The sequence below is a fragment of the Arthrobacter sp. P1_B3 genome (assembly GCF_056406615.1).
The window spans coordinates 1-25,928 of record NZ_JBFTZV010000006.1; the positions used below are offsets into that span (position 1 = coordinate 1).

Consider the following 25,928-nt stretch of genomic DNA (forward strand, 5'->3'; position numbering starts at 1 on the left):
CGCTCCCGCTCCGACCAGGAAGCGAACCGCAAGCGACGGGGCAGCAAGGGCGGAAGACCTGTGGGTCTAGACAAAGATGCCTACAAACGCCGGAACGTCGTCGAAAGGGCCTTCAACGTATTCAAGCAATGGCGCGGGCTCGCCACCCGATACGACAAGCTCGCCCTCACGTACCGCGGCGCCGTCGTCCTTCGCGCGATCACCGTCTGGCTCAAAGTATTAGGAGACACGCCCTAGCAGCCCAGCAAGGTCAGGAAGCCCTCCAGCTGCTCGTTCAGCCCTAGCTCCACCTGGCCTTCGGGGGCGAGTGCCGCCGCGATCTGCGCCCCGAGGAGGAAGTTGAGCAGTTGCCCGGCCAGCGCGGCGTCGGCGACGGCTGTGGTGACGGCGCCGGATTGCCGCGCATGGGCAAGGTGCTGACTGATCGATGCAAGCCACTGCTGCATCGAATCCCGGTGGATCCGGGCCTTGCCGGGATCGTTGATGGCCTTTTGCCAGAAGGGAATGACGATCCGGGCCTCGTTGATCCGCTCCTCATCCAGGGGCAGCACCTCGACACAAAACGACCTCAAAGCCGCCAGGCCGGACTGCCCGGCGGTGACTTTCGCGATGCGTTCGTTGGTGCGGTTGAAGACGTGCCCGAACGCGAACGTCAGCAGGTCATCCTTTGTGGGGAAGTACGGTTTGAGGGCCCCGTTCGCGAAGCCGGCCTCGAGGGCGATTTCGCGCATCGTGGCGCTTTCAATGCCGAGCCGGGCGATGGTCCGCCACGTGGCGTCGACGAGTTCGAGCCGCCGCTGGTCGTGGTCGACAATCTTTGGCACCGGATAGCTCCCCAATTTTCTTGCGTCGGACTCTTGTGGCACAGCTTACATTTCCGTATTCTCTACAACTATAGAAAATAAAGTTCCGACCCGCCAGGGTCCCCGAACGAAGGCCGTCATGATGACCGCACTAACCGACATCCGCACCCCGTGTAGCCCGTACAGTCTGGCCACGAACGCCGAAATCACCGCAGTCCAAAGCATTCTGCGCACCGCGGGCCTGCTGGGCGAGACCAAGCGCATCGCGTACCTCGGCCTCGTGGACCCCACCAGGAACGCGCCGGCGGGAACCGAGGACCGCCGGTTCCGGGTCTTCCTGCACGACATCTCCGGAGGGAGGCCGGCCGACGTGACCGTCTCGGTTTCCAGCGGCGCGGTGATTTCCGCCGTCGAGCTGGACACGGTACTGACCGGCGAGCTTCCTGTCCTGGAGGAGGAGTTCGAAGTCGTCGAACAACTCCTGGCCACGGACCAACGGTGGCTCAAGGCGCTGGCCGGCCGGGGCCTGGACGTCAGCAAGGTCCGCGTCGCCCCGCTGTCCGCCGGGGTGTTCGAGTACCCGGAGGAACGTGGCCGCCGGATCCTGCGTGGCCTGGCCTTCGTGCAGGATTTCCCCGAAGACAGTGCCTGGGCGCACCCCGTGGACGGGCTGGTGGCGTACGTCGACGTCGTCAGCCAGGAAGTCACGCAGGTGCTGGACACCGGCGCCGTCCCGGTTCCCGCCGAACACGGAAATTACACCGATCCGGAACTCACCGGCCCGCTGCGCACCACGCAGAAACCCATCAGCATCACCCAGCCGGACGGACCCAGCTTCACCGTCACCGGCGGCAACCACGTCGAATGGGAAAAGTGGAGCGTCGACGTCGGCTTCGACGTCCGCGAAGGCGTGGTGCTGCACAACCTTGCCTTCCAGGACGGCGACCGCAAACGGCCCATTATCAACCGGGCATCCATCGCCGAAATGGTGGTCCCGTACGGGGACCCGTCGCCGATCCGGTCGTGGCAGAACTACTTCGACACCGGCGAATACCTCGTGGGCCAGTACGCCAACTCGCTGGAACTGGGCTGCGACTGCCTCGGCGAGATCACCTACCTCAGCCCCGTCATCAGCGACGCCTTCGGCAACCCCCGGGAAATCCGCAACGGCATCTGCATGCATGAGGAAGACTGGGGAATCCTGGCCAAGCACAGCGACCTCTGGACCGGGATCAACTACACCCGCCGCAACCGCCGCCTGGTGATCTCCTTCTTCACCACCATCGGCAACTACGACTACGGCTTCTACTGGTACCTCTACCTCGACGGCACCATCGAGTTCGAGGCCAAAGCCACCGGCGTCGTCTTCACCTCCGCCTACCCGGAAGGCGGCTCGGCCAACATCTCCCAACTCGCCCCCGGCCTGGGCGCCCCGTACCACCAGCACCTGTTCAGCGCCCGCCTGGACATGGCGATCGATGGCTTCACCAACCGGGTCGAGGAAGAAGACGTGGTCCGGCAGGCCATGGGCGAGGGCAACGAACGCGGCAATGCCTTCTCCCGGAAACGCACCGTCATTGCCCGCGAAGCCGAGGGCGCGCGTGAGGCCGATGCCCGCAGCGGCCGGACCTGGGTCATCTCCAACCCGCAGTCCCGGAACCGTCTCGGCGACCCCGTGGGATACAAGCTCCACTCCCAGAACCAGCCCACCCTGCTAGCCGACCCGGAGTCCTCCATCGCACGGCGGGCCGCCTTTGCCACGAAGGATCTCTGGGTGACCCGGTTCGCGGAGGAGGAGCGTTACCCCACAGGCGACTTCGTCAACCAGCACGCCGGCGGAGCCGGGCTGCCGCAGTATGTGGCACAGGACAGGGAGCTGGACGGCCAGGACATCGTTCTGTGGCACACTTTCGGCCTGACCCACTTCCCGCGTCCCGAGGACTGGCCCATCATGCCGGTGGACACGGTCGGCTTCAAGCTCCGGCCCGAGGGCTTCTTTGACCGCAGCCCCGTGCTGGATGTGCCCGCGAGTGCACAGCCGGCCGGCCACTGCCACAGCTAGCCCGGCGCCATGAGCGTTGCAGGCGGCGTGGGCGTTGCGGGCGGCGTGGGCCGGCGGGGCGGCATCGTTTTCCATTCGCGGATCTGTTCCGCCGTGACGGCGGCGTCGTGCCTTACCCACCTGGGGCTTGCCGCCGGGAACCAGCACGGGACATGGCTGAACCTGCTCATGCTCGCCATGGTGGCAGTGTGCCTGCCGTGCGTCGTGCACATCTGGCGCCACGGAAGGATCACGGCCCTGCGCCAGGTGATGGCCGCGGCGCTGGCCATGACCGGGGTGCACGCGGTCCTGCTCCTCGGCACCGGATCCGGCGGCTCGGGCCACCTTCACTCCGGAGCGGGAACCGCTGCCGCAGTGGCCGGAGCAGTGCCCGCAGGCTCCGGGGCGCTGCTGGCGGTCATCGCGCTGGAAATGACGACGGCGCTGCTCGCCGCGACTCTCGTGGCCCGGTTCCGCGCACAGGCCCACGACTGAACAGTGTTAGTCGTTGAACAGTGTCAGTCGTGAACCGCGTCAGTCGTTGAACAGCCCCGCGAGGTCTTCCGCCGTCAGTGCGGAGCCGGTGAGCGCATCGCCTTCCATGACGTCGGCGAAGAGCTGGGATTTCTTGGCCTTGAGCGCCATGACCTTCTCCTCGATCGTGTCCTTGGCGACGAGCCGGTAGACCATGACGTTCCGGGCCTGGCCGATCCGGTGGGTCCGGTCCACGGCCTGGGCCTCCGACGCCGGGTTCCACCAGGGGTCCAGCAGGAACACGTAGTCGGCCTCAGTCAGGTTCAGGCCGAAGCCGCCGGCCTTGAGGCTGATGAGGAACACCGGCGCGGCGCCGTTCTTGAACTCGTTCACGACGTCGGTGCGGTTGCGTGTGCCGCCGTCGAGGTAGCAGAACTCGATGTTCTCCTCGACGAGCCGCTCCCGGACCTTGCCCAGGAAACCGGTGAACTGGCTGAAAATCAGGGCCCGGTGTCCTTCGGCCACCAGGTCCGCGAGCTGCTCGAACAGGACATCGAGCTTGCTGGAGCGCACACCGGACAGTGACGGATCGATCAGCGAGGGATCCAGGCTCAGCTGCCGGAGCAGGGTCAGTGACTGGAAGATGGTGAACCGGTTCTTGTTGACATCCTCGATCAGGCCCAGGATCTTTTGGCGCTCCCGCTGCAGGTGCGTCTGGTACACCTTCTGGTGCCGTGGATTCAGCACGACTTCCAGGATCTGCTCCTGCTTGGGCGGCAGATCCCGGATGACCTGCTCCTTGGTGCGCCGCATCATGAGCGGCCGGACCCGCCGCCGGAGCTTGTCCAGCTGCCCCTTGTCGCCGTTCTTCTCCACGGGCTTCTGGTAGTACTCGGCGAACCGTTTGGGGCTGGAAAAGAGTCCGGGGGCCACGATCGAGGTCAGCGCCCAGAACTCCATCAGGTTGTTCTCCAGCGGGGTGCCCGTGATGGCGAGTTTGAAGGCGGCCGGCAGTTTGCGGGCGCACTGGTAGGCCTTGGACTGGTGGTTCTTGACGAACTGCGCCTCGTCCAGGACCAGGCCGGCCCAGGCCTGGGAGGCGTAGGCCTCGTAGTCGATCCGGAACAGGGCATAGGAGGTGATGATGATGTCGGCGCCGGCCATCGCCTCGGCCGGATGCGAGCCGCTCTTGGCGAAGGTTTCGCCGATGGCGCGCACGCTCAGTCCCGGCGCGAACCGTGCCGTCTCCGCCTCCCAGTTGCCCACCACGGAAGTGGGGGCGACGACGAGAAACGGGGCGGTCCCGGCGGAAGGGCCCGCCGAGGATTGGCCGGCAGGGAGTGCGTCGGATTGTGCATCGGGGTCTGCAGCGGTCCCGGCGGCGTCTTTCGCGGCGCAGATCAGGGCCAGGGCCTGCACGGTCTTGCCCAGGCCCATGTCGTCGGCCAGCACGCCGCCGAGGCCGTGGCGGTACAGGAAGCTCAGCCAGTTGAAGCCCTCCAGCTGGTACGGGCGCAGCTCGGCGTTCAGCGTCCCGGGCAGGGGAAGGCCCTTGATGCCGCCTTCGAGTAGGCCACCCACGGACTCGCGCCACGCGGCCGCCTGTTCGTCGACGATGCCGAGGTGAGCCAGCTCGTCCCACAGCCCGGCCTGGAAGCGGCTGATCTGCAGCGGAGCGTCCTTGTCGCCGGGGTTGTCCTGCAGGGAGCGGGCCTCGTCGATCAGCGCCCGCAGCTGGTGCAGCTCTGGCAGGTCCAGCGAGAAGTACGCCCCGCTGGGCAGCAGCATGCGGGTCTGGCCGGCGGCGAGGGCGGAAAACAGCGCCGCGAAGGAAACCGGCTGGCCCTCCAGGGTGATGACGATGCCCAGATCGAACCAGTCGCGGCTGTCCGTCGCCTTTGTGGAGATCGCCACCACCGGGGCTTCTTCGGCTTCGCGGTAGTCAGCAATCTCGCCGGACGTATCCACGGAGACGTCGGGGAGGTCGCGGAGCCGGGGAAGCACGTCCTCGGTGAAGGCTAGCGTGTCCAGTCCGGCCAGTTCTGCCGTGGCTGCCAGGCGCGGCGTGCCCCAGCCGCCGGTCGCGGATTCGCCCAGGGCCGGTACCACGTCCCAAGGTTGCCCGACCCCCTCAAGGATGCGCGCCTCGGCGGGGTCGTCCCGGTAGCCGTGATCGCCCGGATGCCGCCACAGCGGCTGCGCCGTGACGAGGTTCCCGGACGTGTAGTGCCATTCCCAATGCAGCCGGACCCGGTGGTCCGCCCCGTAGTTGGCCAGCAGGGACAGGGTGGGGACCGCAAGGGTTGGCAGTTCCACGGACTCGTCGGAGGCGGTGACCCGGGCGGTCTGCTTGAGCTTGGGGTAAAAGCCGGTCAGGAAGCGGCTTTCGTCCCGTGCGGGGATGTGCAGGGTGGTCCCGCCCGTGACGAAGGTCAGCAATTCCTCGCTGAGGCCGCTTTCCAGCGGGGCAAGGGTGATGACGGGGTCGGCGGGGGCGATGCCGGGCAGGGTGTCGCCGTCGGAGGCCAGGAAGATCCCGTGCGCGGGGCGGCCGATGGTCCCGACCGACGCCGGATCCACCACTTCGCCTTCGACCGTGATGGTCGGCGCGAGCTCGAGCCCGCCGTCGTCGCCGCCGGTGCCGAATCGCGCCAGGTTCAGCCCGACGGCGGCAGGCTGCTCGACGAACCGCACCGCCTCGTCGCCGCGACTGTGGACCAGGGCGACGCCGATCTTCTTGGCCTGGGACAGCAGGCTCCACAGGTTCTTGCCGGCGTAGGTGTTCAGTCCCAGCCACAGTCCGGTGCCGGAGTGCTGGCGGTTCGCCACGGCTGTGTGCGAGGCGAGGAATTCCTGCATCCACTCAACATGTGCCTCGTTGCATTCGCGCCGGTAGTTCAGGTAGCTCAGCGTGCTCCAGGAGACATCACCGCGGATCCACTTGCCCTTGGCCCCCATGATGACGGGGCGTGCCTTGAGTTGGCGGACGCTGCGGAGCGGATCGCGGCGACCCGTGTAGGAGAAGTGGGGGGCGGGTTCCTCGACGTCGAACTGGAGTGCAAGCGGGGTGCCGTTGGCGGACGGCGTGATCCCCGGGTGGGCGATCAGGGGGCCAAGGGCCTGCTCCCAGTCGGCCATTTCCGGCGGCGCGCTCTGGCGGGACAGCCGTGTACCCTCGGCGGGCGCCAGCAACTGCAGCCGGGTTGCTGGGTTGTCTTCGGCCGCGAAGAGCAGGGCCGCCACGTGCTTGCAGTCCTTGCGGACCGGGCAGCTGCAGACGCCCACCGTGCAGCTCCATCCGCCCGCCTTCCGGACAAGCTTCGCCGTCGTGGAATAGGGCACGTCGGAACCGCCCCGCACTTTGCCCAGCAGCAGGCCGGTGGCGGCATCGAAGGAGATCCCCGACACGCGGCTCCCCATGGCGTAGGCGAGTCCGGCCGCGAGGGAGCGGTCGTTGATCGCGGGAGTCTGAATTGCCAGTGCCGCACTCTCGTCCGGATGGGATGGCATGTGCGCGCTACTTTCGGCAGGTGGTCATCTGATCCATCTTACCGAGCCTTCGCAGGCGCTGGAACTTCGCAGGTGGCCGCGGAACCGCCGCTCAAACTTCGCTTGACGTTCAACTGGGGCTCGGCTGCCCGCCGTGAAGACGGACCTACCGTGGAGAGGTCCGGAGTATCAGCAGTGCCAGCAGTAAGGATTCCGCATGACCAACGGTGTGCCCACCAATCAGTCCGCCCACAACTACCCGACCGTGCTGACCACGGAAAGCCTCAAAGGCGGAAGCCAGGACGTTGTCGACGCGAACGTCAACGTGGTCAACGCCATGTTCGAGGAGTTGCTGGACGCGGACGAGATCTCCCCGGCCGCGCTGCGCAGTTACTACGTGGACTTCTACCTGACGCAGGCGCTGGCCCGAGGCTTCGCGCAGTACGTGTTCACGGCGCCCGAACGGGAGGAAGTCGATCCCTACGTCCGCGAAGGCCTGGCGGCCATGGGTGCCGCCGCGCACCTGGATCTCTTCAACCGCACGGTGGCCGCCTTCGGCGCCCTGACCGACACCGACGTCGACACTTACCTCGACGGCGGCAGCGGCTGGGACGCCGGAGGCGACACAGAAGGAGAAGAACCGGGGGACGGAGTCTCCGACGCCGTTCGGCGCATCGAAGAACTGGACGAGGAATTCGAATCGGTCCTCGCAACAGAGGACATCGCGGCGCTGAACGCCGCCTGGCTGCGCGGCCAGGCGGACTTGCTGATCCTTGGCGACGACGACCTCGACGTCCACATTGCCGGGCGGGTGGCCCGGCTTTCCGATCTCGCGGAGCGCCAGGCGGCAGCCGCCGAGGAAGCGCTCCTGGATGCGCCGGAGTTCGAACAGATTATCCGGGAGCTGTGCGACATTGCCGGCCACAGCCTGGAGCGGATCACCATGGGCGATCCGAACTACGAGCACAACGGGGAAACCACCCTGGCCTGGCACTTCACCACGGAACAGGGCGAATTCCTCATGCTCGAAGACGACGTCGAGGCCTTCATGCTCAACCCCCGGACCCAGGAAATCCTCGCGGCCGTCGAGTTCGAAGAAGCCGTGCAGTTTGAAGAGGCAGGCGCGTAAGCGGTCTTCCCCCCGGTACGGCCGGCGCCTGCCCCCAAAAACAGGCGCCGGCAGTACGCCGCCCGGTTCGCCGGGTCAGAAGAGCCGGACTGGACGGATCCGCGGCCTGTGAGCCTACCCTGCGGGCGGTGCGGTGATCATCTCCCCGGAGGGCGCCACGAGGTACCAGACTCCACCGACGCCCTGGCCCGTGATGTCTCCCGCGGCCTTGTCCTTTTCGTAGTAATAGATCGGCATCCCGTTGATGGTCACCTGCATCTTTCCATCGGCCGTGGGGATGGTTCCGACCTTGCCGGTGACGCCGTTAACGGTGGGGGTCGCCGTCGTCGAGGTGACCGGGGGCCACGCCACCAGGCAGTCGCCGGTGCAGGCGCTGGTCCCGGAGTCCTTCGTGTCCTTGGTGAAGTAATAGACACTCAGTCCTTGGCCGGCCACCACGATCTGGCCCGCCTTGGACTCGCCCACCGAGAGCTCCGCAGCGGACATGGACGCGGGGGCCGAAGTCGCCGGTGCGCTGGATTCTGCGGGAGCGGAGGTGGCCGGTGCCGCCGATGTCGGCGTCGTGGTCGTTCCGCCGCCGCAGCCGGACAGTAGCGCGGCAAGGGCGAATGCGGACAAGCCAATGCTGAGGTGCTTCTTCATTTGCTGCTCCTAGGCTCGAGCCAGCCCAACTCGGAGGCCGGCGCTACGAGATACGACGCCATTGAGCGCGGAATGGTTCAAGGCGGAGCTGACATGTTTATGTCGGGGCTGTCCTGGGGGCACACTGAACTATTGGGTGCGCCCGTACGTCGTACAGGGGCAGAACAAGAAATCCCGGGAGGTGGGACATGCCGCTGGACGAAGACGTCGTGGCTGCTATTTACCGCGACCATGGGACGGCCTTGAAGCGCTTCGTCCTTAGCGCCTCCCGGGATCCGCAGCTCGCCGACGACGTCGTCCAGGAGACCGTGCTGCGGGTCTGGCAGCAGGCGCCGCAGATCACCGGCAGCCTGCGCAGTTACCTGTTCCGAACGGCCCGCAACATCATGATCGACAACTACCGCAAGGCCCAACGACGTCCGCAGGAAGCCGGCGAACGCGATGTCCCGGACGTTGCGGACGGCGCCGGGCGCATCGATGACCTGCTCAACAAGGTCCTGATGGAGGAGGCATTGCTGCGGCTCAGCGCGGAGCACCGCGAAGTCCTTGTGGCGCTCCACTACCGCCGCTACACAGTCCAGGAGGCATCCGCCCAATTGAAAGTCCCCAGCGGCACGGTGAAGTCCCGGGCGTTCTACGCCGTGCGGGCCCTACGGACGATCCTCGACGAAATGGGGGTGCAGCGGTGAACGGGACCGAGCTGCATCAACTCCTCGGCGCGTATTTGCTCGGCGGGCTGGAGCCAGCCGAGGCCGCAGCCTTCGAACAGCACCTTGCCGTGTGTGCCGACTGCCGCCAGGAGCTGGACGATCTCGCCAGCCTCCCCGCGCTGCTCGACGCGATCCCGGTGTCCGACGCCATCGCGCTCACCGCGGCGGCTGCGGCTGCCCGCGAGCGGGCACTTGTTCCGCCGGAACCGGTACCTGTCCCGCGCCGGCTCCTGGACGAGCTCGCCGCCCGCCGCCGGCGAGTGCGGCGCCTGTGGGCGACGGCCGTGGCCGCAGCCGCCGCCGCATGCCTGGTGCTGGGGGTCATGGCCGCTCCGCTGCTGAACCAACCCGCCAAACCGGACGCGAGCTATTCCGTTGAGGCCAGCAGCGGACTTGAGGTTACGGTGGGGCTTGTCAAGAAAACCTGGGGCACCGAGCTGGCGGTGGACGGACGGAGCCTGCCCCACGACGGGACCCTCTCGCTGTGGGTGAAGGACCGTGACGGCGGCGAAGACCGTGCCTGCGCGTGGACGGCGACGCCGAGCGGCAGGGTGCGGATCACGGGGGCGACGCCGGTGCAGCTGGCCAGGATAGCCAGTGTCGAGATGCGCGACGAGCAGCAGCAGACCGTAGCTGTTATCGCCGTGCCTCAGGGCTAGCCCTACATCTTCGCGAGCTTGGCGCGCACCGCCATGTAGATGCCGTAGCAGATCAGGCCGACCCCCACGGCGGCCAGCAAATACACACCGAACGGCTGCTCCCGCAGGGCCTTCAGGCTGCCGTCGAGCCCGGTTGATTGTTCGGGGTGCGCCGTCACCGTGGCGATGATGATCAGCAGGCCCACGAGCAGCAGGGCGAAGCCCTTCGCGACGTAGCCGACGACGCCGATGACCGTCACAGCAGTACGCGCCTGCTTCTGGGCCGGCATGCGCAGGTACTTGAGGAAGGACTTCCGGAAGCCGCGGATCGCGTAGACGATCCCCGTGACGGCTACCGCGGCGCCGATGACCATCAGGAGCGCCACGCCGCCCGGGGCCTTCATGAGGTTTACGGTCATATCGGAAGTTGACTCACGGTTATCGGAGCCGGCCCCGGTGGCGACCGACGCCAGCGTGAGCGCGAAAAAGGCGTACACCACGGCCTGCAGGGCTGCCTTGAGTTTCTTGCCGACCTTTTTCTTGGTCGGCAGGTGCCCGAAATCGAAAATCGCGTCGGATGCTTGCCAGATGGCCAGCGCAACGCAGGCGGCAAAAGCGGTCCAGAGCAGCAACGGCCCGGCCGGCTGCGCGGCGAGCTCTTCCACCGCGCCGCTGACGTCGGCCTGGCCCCGGCCACCCATGGCGAGCCGGATCGCGACCAGCCCGATCAGGAAGTGCAGCAACCCGGACACAGCGAAACCGGCCCGTGCTGCGATTTCGAGGGGCTTCGAATTGGTGACGTCCTCGGCGACGTCCGCGGCGTCCTTCATTTCTTCTTTGATGATCGTTTCCTTAGTGCTACCCAGCGTGGTTCGTTCCGTAATCGTGCCACGCCAAGCCGCTCAGGAACAGATGCCTGCGGGGCCCGGGGTGCCTAAATTCTGCGGTAGCTGAGATCGAAGATCAGGCGCCCGGCCTCGTGCGCCTTGTTCTCGAAGCTGGTCAGGATCCGGCCGTGAAACCGCGGCGCCCAGCCGCCGGTTCCGTCGACGCCCTCGTTGGGCCCGGTGTGCTCGGTGCTGACGGGTGCCCGGCCTTCCTTGACGGGCGCCCCGCCCACGCGGGACTCGACGCCGGATTCCCACACCTGGGTCAGGGGGCTGTCAGCACCGGCGCGTTCACCCTCGTGCAGGTTCTCGAACTCCGCCGAGCCCGCCATGACCTCGCGGACGTGAACGGCGTAGTTGGACCAGTCGGTCGCGATCCGGAAGATGCCGCCGGGCTTGATGGCCCGGGCGGCGAGATCCACGAAGTCCGGCTGAATGAGGCGGCGCTTGTGGTGCCGGGACTTGTGCCACGGGTCCGGGAAGAAGACCCATAGTTCCGTGACGGAGCCGGCGGGGAGCATGGTCGCGAGCACCTCGGGGGCGTTCGCCTCCACTACCCGCACGTTGCTCAGTTTGCGGCTGTTGATCTTGATCAGCGTGTTGGCCAGGCCGGGGGTGTAAACCTCCACGGCAAGGAAGTCATTGTCCGGGTTTTCCTCCGCGGCGTGGCATACGGCGTCGCCCAGTCCGGAGCCAATCTCCACAATCAGCGGAGCCGTCCGGCCGAATTCGGCCTCCGCGTCGAACATGTAGTCCGGGTGCACTGAGGTGTTGGCGACATGGCGGGGGACCTCAACCGCCCAGCGGTCCGCGTGCTCCTCCCATGCGGCCTGGCGGCGGCCCTGCAGGCGCGTGCCGCGGCGCACAAAGCTCACCGGACGGCCTCCGTACGTGCCGAACGAGGCCTGGCTGCCGGGGGTCACGGGGCGCGGAAGTCGGGTCTCTTCAGGGGTGCCGGGATCCGGGTCTGCCGGGGTGCCGGGGGATTCTGGGGATTCGCTCATCCCTACCAGAATAGTTGAGTTTGCGGGGCCGGGGCGCCCCCGGGGGGACCCCGCGACCTCCCGGCGAAGGGGCGGCGGGACGGGGCCTGCAAGAATTGGGCGGGTGACTTCAGCTGGGAAAACTGACGAGCAGGACCTTTCGGCCAGCGTTGCTGTCCGGGATGACACACCCGGAGCGCCCCGCGCCCCCGGCCGCCGCATGCTCGCGTACATGGGCCTCTGCCTTGTCCTGATCGGGCTGAATCTCCGCACCGTGTTTTCGAGCTTCGCGGCGGTACTGCCCGAGGTGACGGCCGACGCCGGGCTTCCGGCCTGGGCGGTCGTGCTGCTGACCACTGTGCCGGTGACGCTGCTGGGTGTGTTCGCCCCGCTGGCCCCGTGGCTGGCGCGCCGGTTCGGCGCCGAGCGTGTGCTGCTGGGTGCCATGGCTGTGCTCACGGCCGGGCTGCTGCTGCGGCCCGTGGAGCTGCCCGCGGCCGGCCATCTGCCGGCCCTGCTCGCCGGAACCGCCGCGTGCGGCGCCGCGATTTCGCTGTGCAACGTGCTGCTTCCCGGGGTCGTCAAGCGTGACTTCCCGCACCGCCTGGGCCTCATGGGCGGCCTGTACACCACGGCCATCTGCGCCTCGGCCGCCCTTGGTGCGGGTTTCACGTTCCCGGTTTTCCGCGCAACAGGGCAGTGGACGGCCGCGCTCTGGTTCTGGGCGCTGCCGGCCGGCGTCGTCCTTCTCTTGTTCCTGCCGCCGGCGCTCCGGGCAGGTCCCGGCGGGCCGCCGCGGCCAGCCGGAGGCGTCAGCGTCTGGCGCTCCGCCGTGGCCTGGAACGTGACTGCGTTCATGGTCCTGCAGGCCATGATGTCCTTCAGTGTCTTTGCCTGGCTGGCCCCGATCCTGCGCGAACGCGGCGTGGACGGCGGCACGGCCGGCCTGATCGTCTCGGCCTCGATTGTGCTGCAGATGCTGGGCTCGCTGTTCGCGCCTGCGCTGGCCACGCGGTTCCGGGACCAGCGCGGCATCAACACGGCCGTGGCGCTCATGACCGGGGGAGGGTTCGCTTTGAGCATCTTCGGCCCCCTGGACTTGATCTGGCTGTGGACCGGGCTGCTCGGCCTGGGCCAGGGGAGCCTGACCGCCGCGGCGCTGACCCTGATCATGGTCCGCACCCGCGACGGGCACACCGCGTCCCACCTCTCCGGGATGATGCAGGGCGTGGGCTACGGGCTTGGCTCCAGCGGCACCCTCCTGGTGGGCCAACTCCACCAGTCCACCGGGTCCTTCGCCGCAGCGGGCGTGCTGTTCTTACTGGTGGGCTCGCTCGCCGCCGTGTTCGGGTACAGGGCCGGGCGCGACCGTTTTGTCGGCGGTTGACCGCCCTGCTGCCCCCCAACTGACCCCAAAAACACGTTGAGCTATCAGTTGTTGCTGTCCTGAGCCTTCCAGAACAGCAACAACCGATAGCTCAACCTGGCGGGACAGGATCAGAGGGTGAGGTCCTTGCCCTTCGTTTCCGGGATGGTGAAGACGAACATCGCGGAGATGGCGAGGAGAATCACGGCGTACACGTTGAACAGCTGGGGCATCTGCACGGTGGTGCCGAGCCACTGCTGGAGATAGGGCGCGGTTCCGCCGAACACCGCTACGCAGATGGAGTAGGGGACGCCGACGCCCACCGTGCGGATGCTCGTGGGGAACAGTTCGGCGTACACGGCCGGGACGATCGCCGCGCTGGCGGCGATGAAGATCAGCATGACGGACATGCTGACGGCCAGCTGCCAGGCGGAATCCTTCAGCAGGGCGGTCATCGGAAAGTGCATGACGCCTGCGCCGATTGCACCGGCCCACAGCACTTTCTTGCGTCCGATCCGGTCGGACAGCCTGCCCCAGAACGGCAGCGCCGCGATGAATACGATGTTGCCGATCACCCCGGCCCACAGGGCCTCGCCGCGGTCAATCTTCAGGGCGGTGGTGGCGTAGCTGGGGGCCACGACGCCCCAGATGTAGTAGATGACGGTCAGGCCGACGGTCAGGCCGATCACCTGGAGGGCCTGCTTGCGGTGGCGGACGATCTGCGGCCAGATCGGGGCGCGCTTTTCCGCAGTGGCTTCGCCCTCAAAGACGTCCGTTTCATGCAGCCGTGACCGCATGATCAGCGCGTAGAGACCCATGGCCGCGCCGATCAGGAACGGGATGCGCCAGCCCCACGCGTTCATGACCTCGGTGCTCAGGGTCATGTTCAGCACGGCACCCAGCAGGGTTCCGAACAGGATTCCCACAGTGCCGGACGTGTAGATCAGGGTGGCCCAGAAGCCGCGGTGTTCCTTCGGCGCCATTTCGGACAGGTACGTCTGCGACGACGGCAGCTCGCCGCCATGCGCCAGGCCCTGGATCAGGCGTGCCACCAGGAGCGTGAGCGATGCCCATACGCCGACGGCCGCGAACGTCGGCGCGATGCCGATCATCAGGCTGCCCACCGACGCGAGCCCCACGGCCAGGGTCATGGATGCCTTGCGGCCGATCCGGTCACCGATCCACCCGAACAGGAAGCCGCCGAAAGGGCGGGCAACGAAGCCGACGGCGAAAATTGCCAGCGTGGACAGCACCGCGGACGCAGGATCCGACTTGCTGAAAAGCTGGCTGGCGATGAACGGCGTGAACGTGGCGTAGATGGCCCAGTCGTACCATTCGACAGCGTTGCCGATGCCGGTGCCGATGATCGTCTTACGGGTGGACGTCCGGGTCGCCAGCGGCGTGCTCGCGGTTGTAGTCATGGTCTTCTCCCTCAGGGGGTGGGCTAGGAAAGGGTGGAGGAAGCGGCGGTGTTGGCCGCGGCGGGAGCATCGGCCGCCGCAAGTGCGGCCAGCCTCGAAATGGCGAGTTCCGCATAGAGCGCGGCGCCGTCGGCCAGCACGCCGTCGTCGAACGTGGCGTACGGGGAGTGGTTGAACGCGGATGCGGCGTGGTCGGCGTCCCGGGGGACGGCGCTCAGCCCGATGAACGTGCCGGGGACCTCGGCGAGAACCCTGGAGAAGTCTTCGGAGCCGCTCAGTGGAGTGGCCCAGCGGGCGAGCCGGGAATCGCCGAACAGGCCCTCGATGACGTTTTCCGCGGTGTGCGTTTCGTCCTCGTCCGTGATGGTGAGCGGGTATTCCTGCTGGTAGTCGATGTCGACGTCGAGGCCGTGCGCCGCCGCGATTCCCTTCAGCAGGCGCGGCACGGCGTCCATCATTTTCTGCCGGGATTCCTCGGAGAAGGTCCTGATGGTGGCCTCGATGCGCGCGGTTTCCGGGATGATGTTGCGCTTGGTGCCGGCCTGGAGGACCCCCACGGAGAGGACTACGGGATCGAACATGTTGAACTGGCGGGTGACCATGACCTGGAGGGCGGTGACCATTTCGGCAGCCGCCGTCACGGGGTCCTTGGCAGAGTGCGGGGCAGACCCGTGGCCGCCGGCGCCGAGCACGGTGACCATCAGGCCGTCGGAAGAGCTGAGCATGACGCCGGGCTTGGTGCAGAACGTCCCGTGCGGTTCCAGGGCGGAAAACACGTGCATGCCGTAGGCGGCGTCCACACGCCGGCCGGCGGCATCCAGCACGCCTTCGCGGATCATGTGGCTGGCACCGTCGAAGCCCTCCTCGCCGGGCTGGAACATCAGGACGACGTCGCCGGCCAGCCGGTGCCGGCGTTCGGCCAGGAGCGTGGCGGCCCCTGCCAGCATGGAAGTATGCAGGTCGTGGCCGCAGGCGTGCATGGCGCCGTCGATCCGGGACGTGTAGTCCACGCCTGTTTTCTCCTGGACGGGCAGGCCGTCCATGTCCGCCCGCAGCAGCACGGCCGGGCGGGAGCCGGCGCCGGTTCCGGACGCCTGGCCGCGAAGTACCGCGGTGACCGACGTCGTGTCCTGGCCCAGGGTGATCTCAAAGGGAAGCCCGTCCAGGGCTTTGAGCACCTTTTCCTGGGTGCGGGGCAGCGTCAGGCCGATCTCGGGTTCCCGGTGCAGTTCATGGCGGAGCCGGGCAAGGTCCGCCTGCATTTCCCGGGCATCTGCGGTGATCGGCACGTGTTCTCCTTGTTTGTCGAAATCTTGTTTGTCGAAGTCGCTGGGTTGTGGCACTGGCTTGGGATTTAGATTGTGATTTGGCTTGGTTCGCGTCCGGTGAGGACGTCCTGCGTCTATTCTCAAGTGACATGGTTCACATGCGGTTCAAGGCCAGAAAAAATGCAAAAAAGTGCCGCCACCGCAGGTTTCGTGCACGAATAAAGGGAAGAATGATGGAACTCAGCGAGGACGACCTCGCCCTGATCAACGTCCTGCAGATTGCCCCGCGCCTGAGCTGGGCGGATGCAGCCCAGGTGCTGGGCGTTCACGCCACCACGCTCGCCGCCCGCTGGGAGCGGCTGCTGGCATCTGGCGTTTCCTGGGTCACGGCCCACCTGATCGGCGACCCTCAGCAGATGTGCCTGGCATTCGTCGCCGTGGACTGTGAAATGCACCGGCGCGAGGAAGTCACCGCCAGGCTCGCCGAGATGCCGGAAATCGTCACGGTGGAGGAGGCGGCCAGCAACCGGGATCTCATGCTGACCGTCATTACGCCCTCCCTGGACGATTTCAGCCTGAAGGTCATCTCGCGGCTGAAGGAGATCGACGGCCTCCTCAAATATCAGACCGCCCTGTGCACCAGGTTGCACGCGAGCGGCGGCTCCTGGCGGCTCAATGTGTTGAGCCGCGCACAGCAGGCTGCCGTGCGGGCATTGGCCGGCCACGAGGCCACCGGGGTTGCCCGGGCTGCCGCCCGGGAAGCGCTGCCGGACAGCCACCTGGCGCTCCTGCCGTTCCTGGCCAGGGACGGACGGGCCACGGCGGCGGACATTGCCCGCGGGCTGGGCAGGCACCCCGCCACCGTCCAGCGCCAGCTCAACCGCGTGCTCGCCAGCGGCATCCTGTCCTTCCGGTGCGAGGTGGCCCAGAAGTTCTCGGCCTTCCCCGTGACCTGCCAATGGTTCGTCAATGTCCCCGCGGGGCGGCACGAGGCAGCCGCAGCCGAGCTGAGGACCATGCGGAACGTACGGCTCAGCGCCTCCACCACGGGGCCCACGAACTTCGTGATCATCATGTGGCTGCAGTCCCTGGCGGACGTCATGAACATCGAGGTGGCGCTGCAGCAGAAAGTGCCCGGGATCGTGCTCGTGGAAAGCGTCGTCATGCTGAGCACCGTCAAGCGCGTGGGCTGGATGCTGAACCCGGACTCAAGGGCAAGTGGCGCCGTCGTGGTTCCGGCCCAGGGGTCCGACGCGGCAGGCTGACCGCGGCGTACCCACCGGGGCTGACTGACAGCTGAGAACCGGGGCACGGCGTGCCGCGGTTCCAAGTTGTGGCATGCTTCCCGTAGGCGCCCTGCACCTGCTTCACTTGCTGCGTCAGGAGCCGCGCCGCCAGCCCCGTTCCCGCCCGGACTGGCCTTGACCTCAAGCCGAGTTGAGGTTTTAGGGCTGCGTCCATGTCTACCGATCAGGTCCCGCCCGTGTCCCGAACCGACCCACCATTTCAGAAATCCAGTCCGAAACCCGTCCCGGAATCGGCCGGAATTTTCCACCGCAGCTACCTGATGGTGACACTCGGCGCCTGCGCGCTGGTGTTCCTGGCGGCCTTCGAATCCCTGGCGGTGACCACCATCATGCCGCTCGTCAGCCGGGAACTGGACGGCGCGAGCCTCTACGCATTGGCCTTCGCCGGACCGCTGGCCACCGGGGTGATCGGCATGGTGGCCGCAGGAAGCTGGTCGGACCGCAAGGGGCCGGTGGCGCCGCTCCTGGCCGCGGTGGGCATGTTCGTGCTCGGCCTGCTCATCGCCGGTACCGCCGGAACCATGCCGGTCCTTGTGTCCGGGCGGCTCGTGCAGGGACTCGGCGGGGGCGGGCTCACCGTGGCCCTGTACGTTGTCATTGCCCGGGTCTACCCGCCGGTCCTGCATCCGAAAATCTTCGCCGCCTTCTCCGCGGCCTGGGTCATCCCGTCCCTCGTGGGTCCGTTCGCGGCCGGCGCCGTGGCGCAACTGGCGGGCTGGCCGTGGGTCTTTCTCGGCGTGGTCGGACTCGTGGTCCCTGCCCTGCTCCTGACGGCCCCGGCCCTTCGCGGTCTGAACGGAAGCTCCGGCGCCGCCGCCGAAGATTCCCCGGGAAGCGTGGAGACCGCAGCCGGCGGCCCGCCGGGCGGCCTTGCAAAGCTGGGGCTGGCGGCGCTGGCAGCGCTCGCCGTGCTGGGCCTGAACCTGTCCGCCGCGGTACCGGGGGCCGGCGCGGTGCTGGCGGCGGCCGCCGTCGCCGTCGCACTCCTGGCCGTCCGTCCCCTCATGCCGCGCGGAACGCTGACCGCCCGGCGCGGCCTCCCGAGCGTGATCCTCACCCGCGGGCTCGCGTCCGCCGCCTTCTTCGGCGCCGAGGTGTACCTGCCGTACCTGCTCGTGGAACGCTACGCCTTCGCCCCGACGTTTGCAGGCCTCACGCTCACCGGCGGCGCCATCGCCTGGGCGGCGGCCTCGGCCATCCAGGGCAGGCTGGGGACCCGCCTGGAGCACCGGAGGGCGGTGCGGATCGGCTCGGCCCTCGTCCTTGGCGCCGTCGTCCTGGCCCTCGTGACAACGGTGCTGGCCTGGCCGGCCTCCGTCGCGATCGGGGGCTGGATCTTCGCCGGGGGCGGGATGGGCCTGATGTATCCGCGCCTTAGCGTCATGACCCTGGCCCTCTCCACCAAGGACACCGAGGGCTTCAACAGTTCGGCCATGTCCATTTCGGATTCCCTCGGCGGCGCCCTGGCCCTCGCCGGCACTGGGATCGTGTTCGCCGCATTCGCGACGGCGACTCCGTCGGCCTCGTTTGCCGGAGTCTTCGCGCTCACTGCGGTGATCGGCGTCGCCGCCGTGGCCGTCGCCCCGCGCGTGGCCGCCGTCAGGACAACCATGTAACGGGCACGGCACCATAACGGCACGGCACCGTAACGGCACGGCACGGCAAAGGAGCCCCGGCCGGATGATCCGGCCGGGGCTCCTTGTGTATCAGAAGTAAGGGTCAGGCAGCCGCGCGGGCTTCCTCCTGTGAGCGGACGGCCTTCCATTCCACAATCCGGGCCTGCTGCAACGGGGTTTTCCGGTTGAAGTGCCAGGCCGCACCCAGCAGCAGGAACCACACGGGTGTCACGAAGAGTGCCAGGCGGGTGTCATCGGCCTGCGCCAGCGCCACCAGCATGAAGACGAAGAACGCGAGCACCACGTACGGCATGAAGGCGGAGCCGGGCATCTTGAAGGCCGAAGCCTCGTGCAGTTCCGGCCGCCGGCGGCGGAAGGCGATGTAGCTGATCAGGATCATGGACCACACAAACATGGTCAGCACGGAGGCCACGGAAGTGACGATCGTGAACGCGCCGATTACGGAGTCGCCGGCATAGAGCAGGACCAGACCGGCCAGCAGGAAGATGCAGGAGAACAGCAGCGCGTTCTGCGGTACCTTGCGGATGCTGAGCTTTCCGAATGCCTTGGGCGCGTTCCCGTCCTGGGCCAGGCCGTAGACCATCCGGGACGTTGAGTAGATGCCGGAGTTGGCGCTGGAGGCGGCGGAGGTCAGGACCACAAGGTTGATGACCACTGCGGCGATCCCCAGTCCGGCCAGGGTGAACATGCCGATGAACGGGCTGCTTGCGGGGTCGATGGTGCGCCACGGATTGACCGCCATGATGACCACCAGGGCGCCCACGTAGAAGAGGAGGACGCGGACCGGGATGGAGTTGATAGCCCGCGGCAGGTTCTTCTCCGGGTCCTTGGTTTCGGCGGCGGCTGTGCCCACCAGTTCGATCCCGGCGAAGGCGAAGATGGCGATCTGGAAGCCGAGGACGAAGCCGAACATGCCGTGCGGGAACATGCCGCCGTCGTTCCACATGTTGGCGAGGTTGGCTTCGGCCCCGTTCGGGGACGTGAAATGGGTGGCGATCATGACCGCGCCGGTGATGATCAGGGCCACGATGGCGACCACTTTGATGATGGCAAACCAGAACTCCGCCTCACCGAACGCCTTCACGGTGGGGAGGTTCAGGAGGATCAATACCACGGGCGTGAGCAGCGCCGGGATCCACAGGGGCGTGCCGGGCGCGAGCTTGTCCACGTATCCGGCAATGGCGACGATGTCCGCCACCCCGGTGACTACCCAGAAGAACCAGTAGGACCAGCCGGTGAAGAAGCTGGCCCAGGGGCCGAGCAGGTCGCCGGCGAAGTCACTGAAGGATTTGTAGTTCAGGTTGGAGAGCAGGATCTCGCCCATCGCACGCATCACGAAAAACAGCATGAAGCCGATGATCATGTAGACGAAGATGACGGACGGCCCGGCGAGCGAGATGGTCTTTCCGGAACCCATGAACAGGCCGGTGCCAATTGCGCCGCCGATGGCGAGCAACTGGATGTGGCGGTTGCCGAGGGCGCGGGCGAGGTGCGGCTCGCGGCTCCCGGCGCCGGAGTCACCGTTGGCGGAGGCGGCAGTGTCAGATTCTGAAATGGCCGGAGCGGCCGAGGTGGTGCGTTCAGACATGAGGCTTCTTCCTTGTCACAGGCGGTCGCCCCGGGCGGGGGTTCCGCAGTGCGGGCCGCACAGATCCGTCAGTGTGTGACGGAGGTAACAGTTTTGGCGGGTAAATCAAGGTTAGGGCCGGTATTTCGCGGTCCGTGTTGTCGCGACGGCCCGCGCCGGTGGCCCGGCCGGCCGGTGATCTGCCGTGGCGCTCCCGGCGGAACGGACCTCCCGGAAGGCGCCGGAGCGGGTCCGGAGCCCACATCCTTCGCGGGCCCTAGGGGAATATGCGGCGCCGGCACGGCCCGCCGCCTGCCGGCTCCGGTTTCGCGTTTCCGCAAATCAGCCGCCCGTGGGCAGGTTCGACAACTGTCGATCATCTTAGCTTCAGTTGTCGTCCGCTGTCCTTTGTCACATTTTTGCGCGGCGACAACTGCGACGACGGCGGAAACGGAACGGCCCCGCCTTGGGCGGGGCCGTCCCGTTGCGGGGCCATCCCGTTGCGGGGGTCAGCTGCGGGTTTCAGTAACGCGGCTCAGCTGCGGGTTTCAGTAGCGCGGCTCAGTAGCGCGGTTAAGTAGCGCGGCTCAGCAGGGCAGTTCAGTTGCGCCCGCTTGGGCCGGGCCTGCTCATGCTGGCCATCGCGCTTGAGGTCCTCATTGCCAGTCATCGTGCCGGTACCTTCTTTGGCTGCACCGATGTGGTGGATGACCGTGAGTTTGGCCTTGCCGTCGATTCCCATGATGTTCCCTTCCCCTGATTGCTAGGTCATGCGGTGTTGCTGTACGTCCACAGGGCCAACGGGCGCGGTCAGTTCCAGCCACATTGGGGATTCGGAACAGAACCCGAAGTGGATGGCCCGGCAGTGTATCGATTTCGAGGGTGGGTTCAGCGACGGCGTCCGCGATCCCGGGGGATGCTCCCTCGACCGATTGCCCGGCAGCCTACTGGGCCGCCAGGCGGGTGGCCCGCAGCACGGCATCCGTGAGGGACACTGCCTCGCCCTCGGGCCCGATGGCGCTGCGTTGCCGGCTGTCCAGGGCCGCGACGCGCCACAGCGGCTCCTCGATCCGGAGCTCCCGGGCAAGGTCCTCGGCGGTGAAGAACTTCTCCGGCGTATGGTGCGCGCCCCACGGAGGCAGCCCGTCGGGGTGATGGCCGACGATCAGCAGCGTCCCGCCGGTCCGCACCGCGGCCGCGGCGAGCTGCAGTGCCTGTTGCCACGGCATCTGGGTGGAATGCAGGAACTGTGCCGTGACGAGGTCGAACAGCCGGTCCGGGACCCACGTGGCAAGATCCTGCTGCACCCACTCGATGGAAGCATCCTGGCCGTGTTCCCGGGCGTGGACGGCCGCACGCTCCAGGGCGACGGCGGAAACGTCCAGGCCCGTCACGGTCCAGCCGCGGGCAGCGAGCCAAATGGCGTCCGCACCTTCGCCGCACCCCAGATCCAGGGCGTCGCCGGGAGGCAGGTCCGCCACCTCCGCGACGAGTTGCGGGTTCGGATCCCCGCTCCACATCTTGGGGCGGCTGCTGTACTTTTCATCCCATATCCTGGCCGCGGTGCCGGGCGCCGCATGCTCGGCGGCGTCGTGCTCGTGGCTGGGGGTGTGGCTGTTTCCTTGCCTGTGGCTCTGGCTCTGGCTGCGTTTTGTCATGGTTTCCCCTCATCTCGTTAGTCCGACGGGTTTGGCTGGCGGTCTTCCTGCGGGCCGTGGCCGGCACCGGGCGCCACGGCGGGCGCCACGACGGCGGTGACGAACCCGGCCGGCGCGGACCGCCGTCGGGTCTCCCGGCCGAAATTCCGGTGCTCCTCCAGGACCAGCCCGAAGGACCCAACAAAGTCCGCGGCGCTTTTCCTCGCCGGGGGAGTGTTGTCGATGCCAAAGGTCAGCGGCTCGCCGACGAATCTCGCCGCAGCCCGGGCGTACCGCATGTAGGGCGAACGCGAGGCGATGGTTTCCCTGGAGAAGTAGTCAAAGGCCACGACGCTGCCCGGGGCGGTGCCGGCGATCCTGCGCAGTGTTGCCTCGACCGAGTCGCGGTCCAAATACATGGTCACCGCTTCCCACAGGAACAGTGCTGGCCTGCCGGGGTCGAAACCCGACGCCACGAGCTTGTCCATCCAGTCCTCGGTCTCGAAATCGGCGGACACGTAGGTGGCCAGGCGTGCCGACAGGCCCGCTTTCTCGAGCATCGCGAGTTTGTAGGCCTGCGTCCTTGGCAGGTCGATTTCAAAGCAGCGCACACGGTCCTTTGATGACAGCCTGAACGCCCGGGTGTCGAATCCCGCACCGAGGACCACCAGTTGGTCAACTTCGGCCAGATGCCGCTGGAGGGCAGCATCGTAGTAGCTGGTCCGTGCTGTCGACTGATGGCGCATCGGTGCCCGCCCTTGGTACGGATAGCGGTAGATCCTGGGAACGAATCCCGTCAGCAGGTGTCCCACGAGCGTGGGGGCCGTCTCCAGCCGGAACCCTTCCTGGGACACATTCGGCATGACCGCCATGAGCCGGGCCGCAGGCTCATCCGCCCTCGTCCCCAGCCGGTGCTGCATGTAGCGCGTGTAGAGGGAGGCGAACAGTGTGGCCGAAACGCCCGCACGCCGGCTGTAGTTAAGCAGTCGGGGGACTGATGCGGCATAGCCGGCCGCCCCTAGGGGCAGCAGCGCCACTTGGATGACCCGAAAGAAGCCAGCGGCGAGAATTCCCGGCATCGTGCCCCGTCTCCTCTCGTCGCCTTGCCCGCCCACCATGCTCCTCCGGGACGCAATGGTGGTCAATACACGCTCTGGGCTTGCCTTAGAACGACATGAAGGCGGAGGGACACGTAGAAATCACCCCCCGGAAACGAATCCGAAACCTGTGTCGTGAATGCTGGGCACAAGACATTGAACACTGGGGAGGCAATGATCATGGACGTTGATGAAGCACGGAAAATCCGCAGCTCCGCTGAATTGAACGTAGGGGACCAGATCGAGGCTTGGCACAACGGGAAGCTCTTCCACCGGGGCGCGGTAACCCAGACCGTCACGGGCGTGGACCTGTTTTGGATCCTGGATGCCCGGACGGGATCCCGCCGGCTCATCGACGCCGAGGCGCTCGTGATCCTGCGGCCCGCTGGACCCGGCTCGGCCGAGGCGCCGTCACGGGCACCCGCCCACACTTCCGCCCGCACGCCCACCGAGACGTCCCACATGCCGCTGTTCCAAGCCCCCAGCCTGGCCGGCTAGGAGCCGAGCCGATGGCCCCGGATACGGGACCCTGCCCCGCCAGATGGTAGACTACTAAAACTTGATGTGCAGTGATGCCCACTTTGATTCGGTTGACCGACTTCGGTCCGTCAACGGGATCCCTGCCGGTTTCCTTCGGGAATCCACACGCAGGCAGTGGGATTTTTTCATGTGAGAGGCACATCCTGCGTCGATGAACGCGTTCCATTTGGTCCCGGCGGCCGCTTGCTGAAGTTTGGCAACAGCCCGGTTGATCACCTGACTTTTCTTCGGCGAACCCTTGAGCCAACCGGCATCGGGGGCCGATATCCGCACGGATACCGCCTGAAAGACTTTGAAACACATGACTACATTTGCTGCCCTCGGCACGCCCAAAGCACTTGCCGACACCCTGACCGCCCAGGGGATCGTGGAGCCCTTCCCGATCCAGGTCAAGACCCTCCCTGACACCCTGTCCGGACGCGACGTCCTGGGCCGCGGCCGCACCGGCTCCGGCAAGACCATCGCATTCGCCATCCCGCTTGTGGCACGCCTCGCCGAGCGGGAAGCCAAGCACTTCCGCAAGCCCGGCCGCCCGATGGGCCTGGTCCTGGCCCCGACCCGCGAGCTGGCCACGCAGATCAACGCGACCATCGAGCCGATGGCCAAGGCCATGGGCCTGACCACCACCGTGATCTACGGCGGCATCTCCCAGGCCCGCCAGGAAAAGGCCCTGCGCGCCGGCGTCGACATCGTCATCGCCTGCCCGGGCCGCCTGGAGGACCTGATCCGCCAGCGCATCCTGACCCTCGAAGCAGTCGAAATCACCGTGCTGGACGAGGCCGACCACATGGCCGACCTTGGCTTCCTCCCGGTGGTCAAGAAGCTCATGGACATGACCCCCACCCAGGGCCAGCGCCTGCTGTTCTCCGCCACCTTGGACAACGGTGTGGACAAGATCGTCCAGCGCTACCTGTCCAACCCGCTGACCCACTCCGTGGACGACCCGCAGGCCGCGGTGACCACCATGGAACACCACGTGCTGGTGGTCAACGACCAGACCGTCAAGAAGCAGCTGATCGTCGAGCTCGCCTCCGGTGCAGGCCGCCGCGTGCTCTTCATGCGCACCAAGCACCACGCCCGGAAGCTGGCCAAGACCCTGACCGACGCCGGCATCCCCGCCGTCGATCTCCACGGCAACCTCTCGCAGAACGCCCGTGACCGCAACCTGGCCGAGTTCTCCTCCGGCGACGTCCGCGTCCTGGTGGCCACCGACGTCGCGGCCCGCGGCGTCCACGTCGACGACGTCGAGCTGGTCATCCACGTGGATCCGCCCACGGAGCACAAGGCGTACCTGCACCGCTCAGGCCGTACTGCCCGCGCCGGTTCCGACGGCACCGTGGTCACGCTGACCCTGCCCGAGCAGCAGTCCGACGTCAAGAAGCTGATGAAGGCTGCCGGCGTCGAGGTCAACTTCGAGCGCGTCACGGCCAACTCCCCGCTGGTTGCTGAACTGGTCGGCGAAATGGCCGACAAGATCGATCCGCGTACCCGCGCCGCGCTGCTGGCCGCCAAGGCCGCGCAGCACGGCGGCGGCACCTCCACCGGTGCCAACGCCGAGCGCAAGCGCGCCCGCCGCACCACCCAGGCAGCACCCACCGCGGGTGGCCGGGGCGGCCGTGGCGGACGTGGACGCGTCGGAGCCGAGGCTCCCCGGACCGATCTGCCGCGCGCCGAGCGCCGCGCCGTCGCCTACGAAGGCAAGGCCGCTGCCCGCAACGCCGCCGACCGTGTCGCCGAGCAGAACCAGGACCGTGCCGATGCCGAGCGCGCCGAGCGCCGGAATGCGCGTGGCCGTGGCCGCGTGACCGCCTACGGGCACCACAACGATGTCCCGGCTGCCGGCGGCCGTGCCGCGGCCGGCCGCGGTTCGGACGGACGCGCCGCCGAGGGACGCAGCGACGCCCGGGGCGCTTCGGCTCCCCGCAGCGGAGCACCCCGCACGGGAGGCGCTCCCCGCACGGGCGCTTCGGCCGGCGGCCAGCGCGGCGGACGTCCGGCAACCGGGCAGCGTGCAGCTGCTGGCGCCAAGTCGGCTGGGAGCAAATCCGGAGGCAGCGCGGCTGTCTGGTCCTCCAACACCGGTGGCACCTCCGGCGGATCCTACGCCGGCGGCGGCAACGGCCGCTCCGGTGAGGGACGTCCGGCCCGCGGCGCCGGCCCGCGCCGCGCGTCGGCTCCGGCCTCGAACGAACGCCGCAGCCGCTAAGGTTCCGGGTTTCCGCCGGCCACAATAGCCGGCGCTACGCAAACGGAAGGCCGCTACGGGGATGCCTATAGCGGCCTTCCGAAAGC

22 protein-coding genes are annotated in these 25,928 nt (G+C 67.4%); 11 read left to right on the forward strand and 11 right to left on the reverse strand.

Features of this window, described 5'->3' with window-relative positions; genetic code table 11:
- A partial coding sequence (locus AC1D2F_RS08970) for a transposase (protein ID WP_476966564.1) occupies window positions 1-237 on the forward strand: 237 nt, incomplete at its 5' end.
- Here the strand turns inward: AC1D2F_RS08970 and AC1D2F_RS08975 are convergent.
- The gene (locus tag AC1D2F_RS08975) at window positions 234-824 is read right to left on the reverse strand and encodes a TetR/AcrR family transcriptional regulator (protein ID WP_476966565.1); all 591 of its coding nucleotides are present in this window, start codon (window positions 822-824) and stop codon (window positions 234-236) included. The two genes, AC1D2F_RS08970 and AC1D2F_RS08975, sit on opposite strands and share 4 nt — an antisense overlap.
- A 118-nt stretch (window positions 825-942) precedes the next feature.
- Here AC1D2F_RS08975 and AC1D2F_RS08980 point away from each other — a divergent pair, with 118 nt between their 5' ends.
- Together AC1D2F_RS08980 and AC1D2F_RS08985 are read left to right on the forward strand one after the other, a co-directional pair.
- Entirely contained in the window at window positions 943-2,865 is a 1,923-nt protein-coding gene (locus AC1D2F_RS08980; protein WP_414645565.1) for a primary-amine oxidase, read from the forward strand.
- Between the two features lie 9 nt (window positions 2,866-2,874).
- Window positions 2,875-3,339 carry a hypothetical protein gene (locus AC1D2F_RS08985; protein ID WP_476966566.1) on the forward strand — a complete coding sequence of 155 codons (465 nt, stop codon included), beginning with the start codon at window positions 2,875-2,877 and terminating at the stop codon, window positions 3,337-3,339.
- Between the two features lie 39 nt (window positions 3,340-3,378).
- Here the strand turns inward: AC1D2F_RS08985 and AC1D2F_RS08990 are convergent, their stop codons facing one another.
- Entirely contained in the window at window positions 3,379-6,828 is a 3,450-nt protein-coding gene (locus tag AC1D2F_RS08990; RefSeq protein WP_476966567.1) for a DEAD/DEAH box helicase, read from the reverse strand.
- Between the two features lie 196 nt (window positions 6,829-7,024).
- Between AC1D2F_RS08990 and AC1D2F_RS08995 the strand changes: the two genes are divergently transcribed.
- Window positions 7,025-7,936, forward strand: coding sequence for a DMP19 family protein (locus AC1D2F_RS08995; RefSeq protein WP_476966568.1), 912 nt, complete (start codon window positions 7,025-7,027; stop codon window positions 7,934-7,936).
- Window positions 7,937-8,050: 114 nt separating this feature from the next.
- Here the strand turns inward: AC1D2F_RS08995 and AC1D2F_RS09000 are convergent, their stop codons facing one another.
- Complete coding sequence (locus AC1D2F_RS09000) at window positions 8,051-8,578, reverse strand: COG4315 family predicted lipoprotein (protein WP_229994319.1); 528 nt, start codon at window positions 8,576-8,578, stop codon at window positions 8,051-8,053.
- A 188-nt stretch (window positions 8,579-8,766) separates the two neighbouring features.
- Between AC1D2F_RS09000 and AC1D2F_RS09005 the strand changes: the two genes are divergently transcribed.
- Window positions 8,767-9,267, forward strand: a complete 501-nt coding sequence (locus AC1D2F_RS09005) for a sigma-70 family RNA polymerase sigma factor (protein ID WP_229994318.1) — start codon at window positions 8,767-8,769, stop codon at window positions 9,265-9,267.
- Complete coding sequence (locus AC1D2F_RS09010; protein ID WP_364748593.1) at window positions 9,264-9,947, forward strand: anti-sigma factor family protein; 684 nt, start codon at window positions 9,264-9,266, stop codon at window positions 9,945-9,947. The genes AC1D2F_RS09005 and AC1D2F_RS09010 overlap by 4 nt, the downstream gene beginning before the upstream one ends.
- A gap of 2 nt (window positions 9,948-9,949) precedes the next feature.
- Here the strand turns inward: AC1D2F_RS09010 and AC1D2F_RS09015 are convergent, their stop codons facing one another.
- Complete coding sequence (locus AC1D2F_RS09015; RefSeq protein ID WP_364748591.1) at window positions 9,950-10,756, reverse strand: DUF1206 domain-containing protein; 807 nt, start codon at window positions 10,754-10,756, stop codon at window positions 9,950-9,952.
- A 104-nt stretch (window positions 10,757-10,860) separates the two neighbouring features.
- Window positions 10,861-11,817, reverse strand: coding sequence for a tRNA (guanosine(46)-N7)-methyltransferase TrmB (gene trmB, locus AC1D2F_RS09020; RefSeq protein WP_364748588.1), 957 nt, complete (start codon window positions 11,815-11,817; stop codon window positions 10,861-10,863).
- A gap of 103 nt (window positions 11,818-11,920) precedes the next feature.
- Here trmB and AC1D2F_RS09025 point away from each other — a divergent pair, with 103 nt between their 5' ends.
- Entirely contained in the window at window positions 11,921-13,183 is a 1,263-nt protein-coding gene (locus tag AC1D2F_RS09025) for an MFS transporter (protein ID WP_476966569.1), read from the forward strand.
- A 110-nt stretch (window positions 13,184-13,293) separates the two neighbouring features.
- On the opposite strand, the gene AC1D2F_RS09030 is transcribed toward AC1D2F_RS09025, so the two are convergent.
- Both AC1D2F_RS09030 and AC1D2F_RS09035 read right to left on the reverse strand, forming a co-directional pair.
- Entirely contained in the window at window positions 13,294-14,583 is a 1,290-nt protein-coding gene (locus tag AC1D2F_RS09030) for an MFS transporter (protein WP_229994069.1), read from the reverse strand.
- Window positions 14,584-14,606: 23 nt separating this feature from the next.
- Window positions 14,607-15,872: a M20 metallopeptidase family protein gene (locus AC1D2F_RS09035; protein ID WP_476966570.1), complete on the reverse strand. Its 1,266-nt coding sequence runs from the start codon at window positions 15,870-15,872 to the stop codon at window positions 14,607-14,609.
- A 212-nt stretch (window positions 15,873-16,084) separates the two neighbouring features.
- On the opposite strand from AC1D2F_RS09035, the gene AC1D2F_RS09040 reads away from it, so the two are divergent.
- Together AC1D2F_RS09040 and AC1D2F_RS09045 are read left to right on the forward strand one after the other, a co-directional pair.
- A complete protein-coding gene (locus tag AC1D2F_RS09040) occupies window positions 16,085-17,116 on the forward strand; it encodes an Lrp/AsnC family transcriptional regulator (protein ID WP_229994105.1) in 1,032 nt (343 codons plus the stop codon).
- A gap of 302 nt (window positions 17,117-17,418) precedes the next feature.
- A complete protein-coding gene (locus AC1D2F_RS09045; protein ID WP_476966660.1) occupies window positions 17,419-18,774 on the forward strand; it encodes an MFS transporter in 1,356 nt (451 codons plus the stop codon).
- Window positions 18,775-18,877: 103 nt separating this feature from the next.
- Here the strand turns inward: AC1D2F_RS09045 and cycA are convergent, their stop codons facing one another.
- The 4 genes from cycA to AC1D2F_RS09065 form a co-directional block, all read right to left on the reverse strand.
- Window positions 18,878-20,383, reverse strand: coding sequence for a D-serine/D-alanine/glycine transporter (cycA, locus tag AC1D2F_RS09050; protein ID WP_229994071.1), 1,506 nt, complete (start codon window positions 20,381-20,383; stop codon window positions 18,878-18,880).
- 514 nt (window positions 20,384-20,897) lie between these two features.
- Entirely contained in the window at window positions 20,898-21,104 is a 207-nt protein-coding gene (locus AC1D2F_RS09055) for a CsbD family protein (RefSeq protein ID WP_229994072.1), read from the reverse strand.
- A gap of 202 nt (window positions 21,105-21,306) precedes the next feature.
- Window positions 21,307-22,020 carry a class I SAM-dependent methyltransferase gene (locus tag AC1D2F_RS09060; protein WP_229994073.1) on the reverse strand — a complete coding sequence of 238 codons (714 nt, stop codon included), beginning with the start codon at window positions 22,018-22,020 and terminating at the stop codon, window positions 21,307-21,309.
- 17 nt (window positions 22,021-22,037) lie between these two features.
- Window positions 22,038-23,078, reverse strand: coding sequence for a class I SAM-dependent methyltransferase (locus AC1D2F_RS09065; RefSeq protein ID WP_364748572.1), 1,041 nt, complete (start codon window positions 23,076-23,078; stop codon window positions 22,038-22,040).
- Window positions 23,079-23,276: 198 nt separating this feature from the next.
- Between AC1D2F_RS09065 and AC1D2F_RS09070 the strand changes: the two genes are divergently transcribed.
- On the forward strand, window positions 23,277-23,594 hold the full coding sequence (locus AC1D2F_RS09070; RefSeq protein WP_229994075.1) for a hypothetical protein: 318 nt from the start codon (window positions 23,277-23,279) through the stop codon (window positions 23,592-23,594).
- 343 nt (window positions 23,595-23,937) lie between these two features.
- Window positions 23,938-25,842, forward strand: a complete 1,905-nt coding sequence (locus AC1D2F_RS09075) for a DEAD/DEAH box helicase (RefSeq protein ID WP_229994076.1) — start codon at window positions 23,938-23,940, stop codon at window positions 25,840-25,842.
- Window positions 25,843-25,928: the final 86 nt, after the last annotated feature.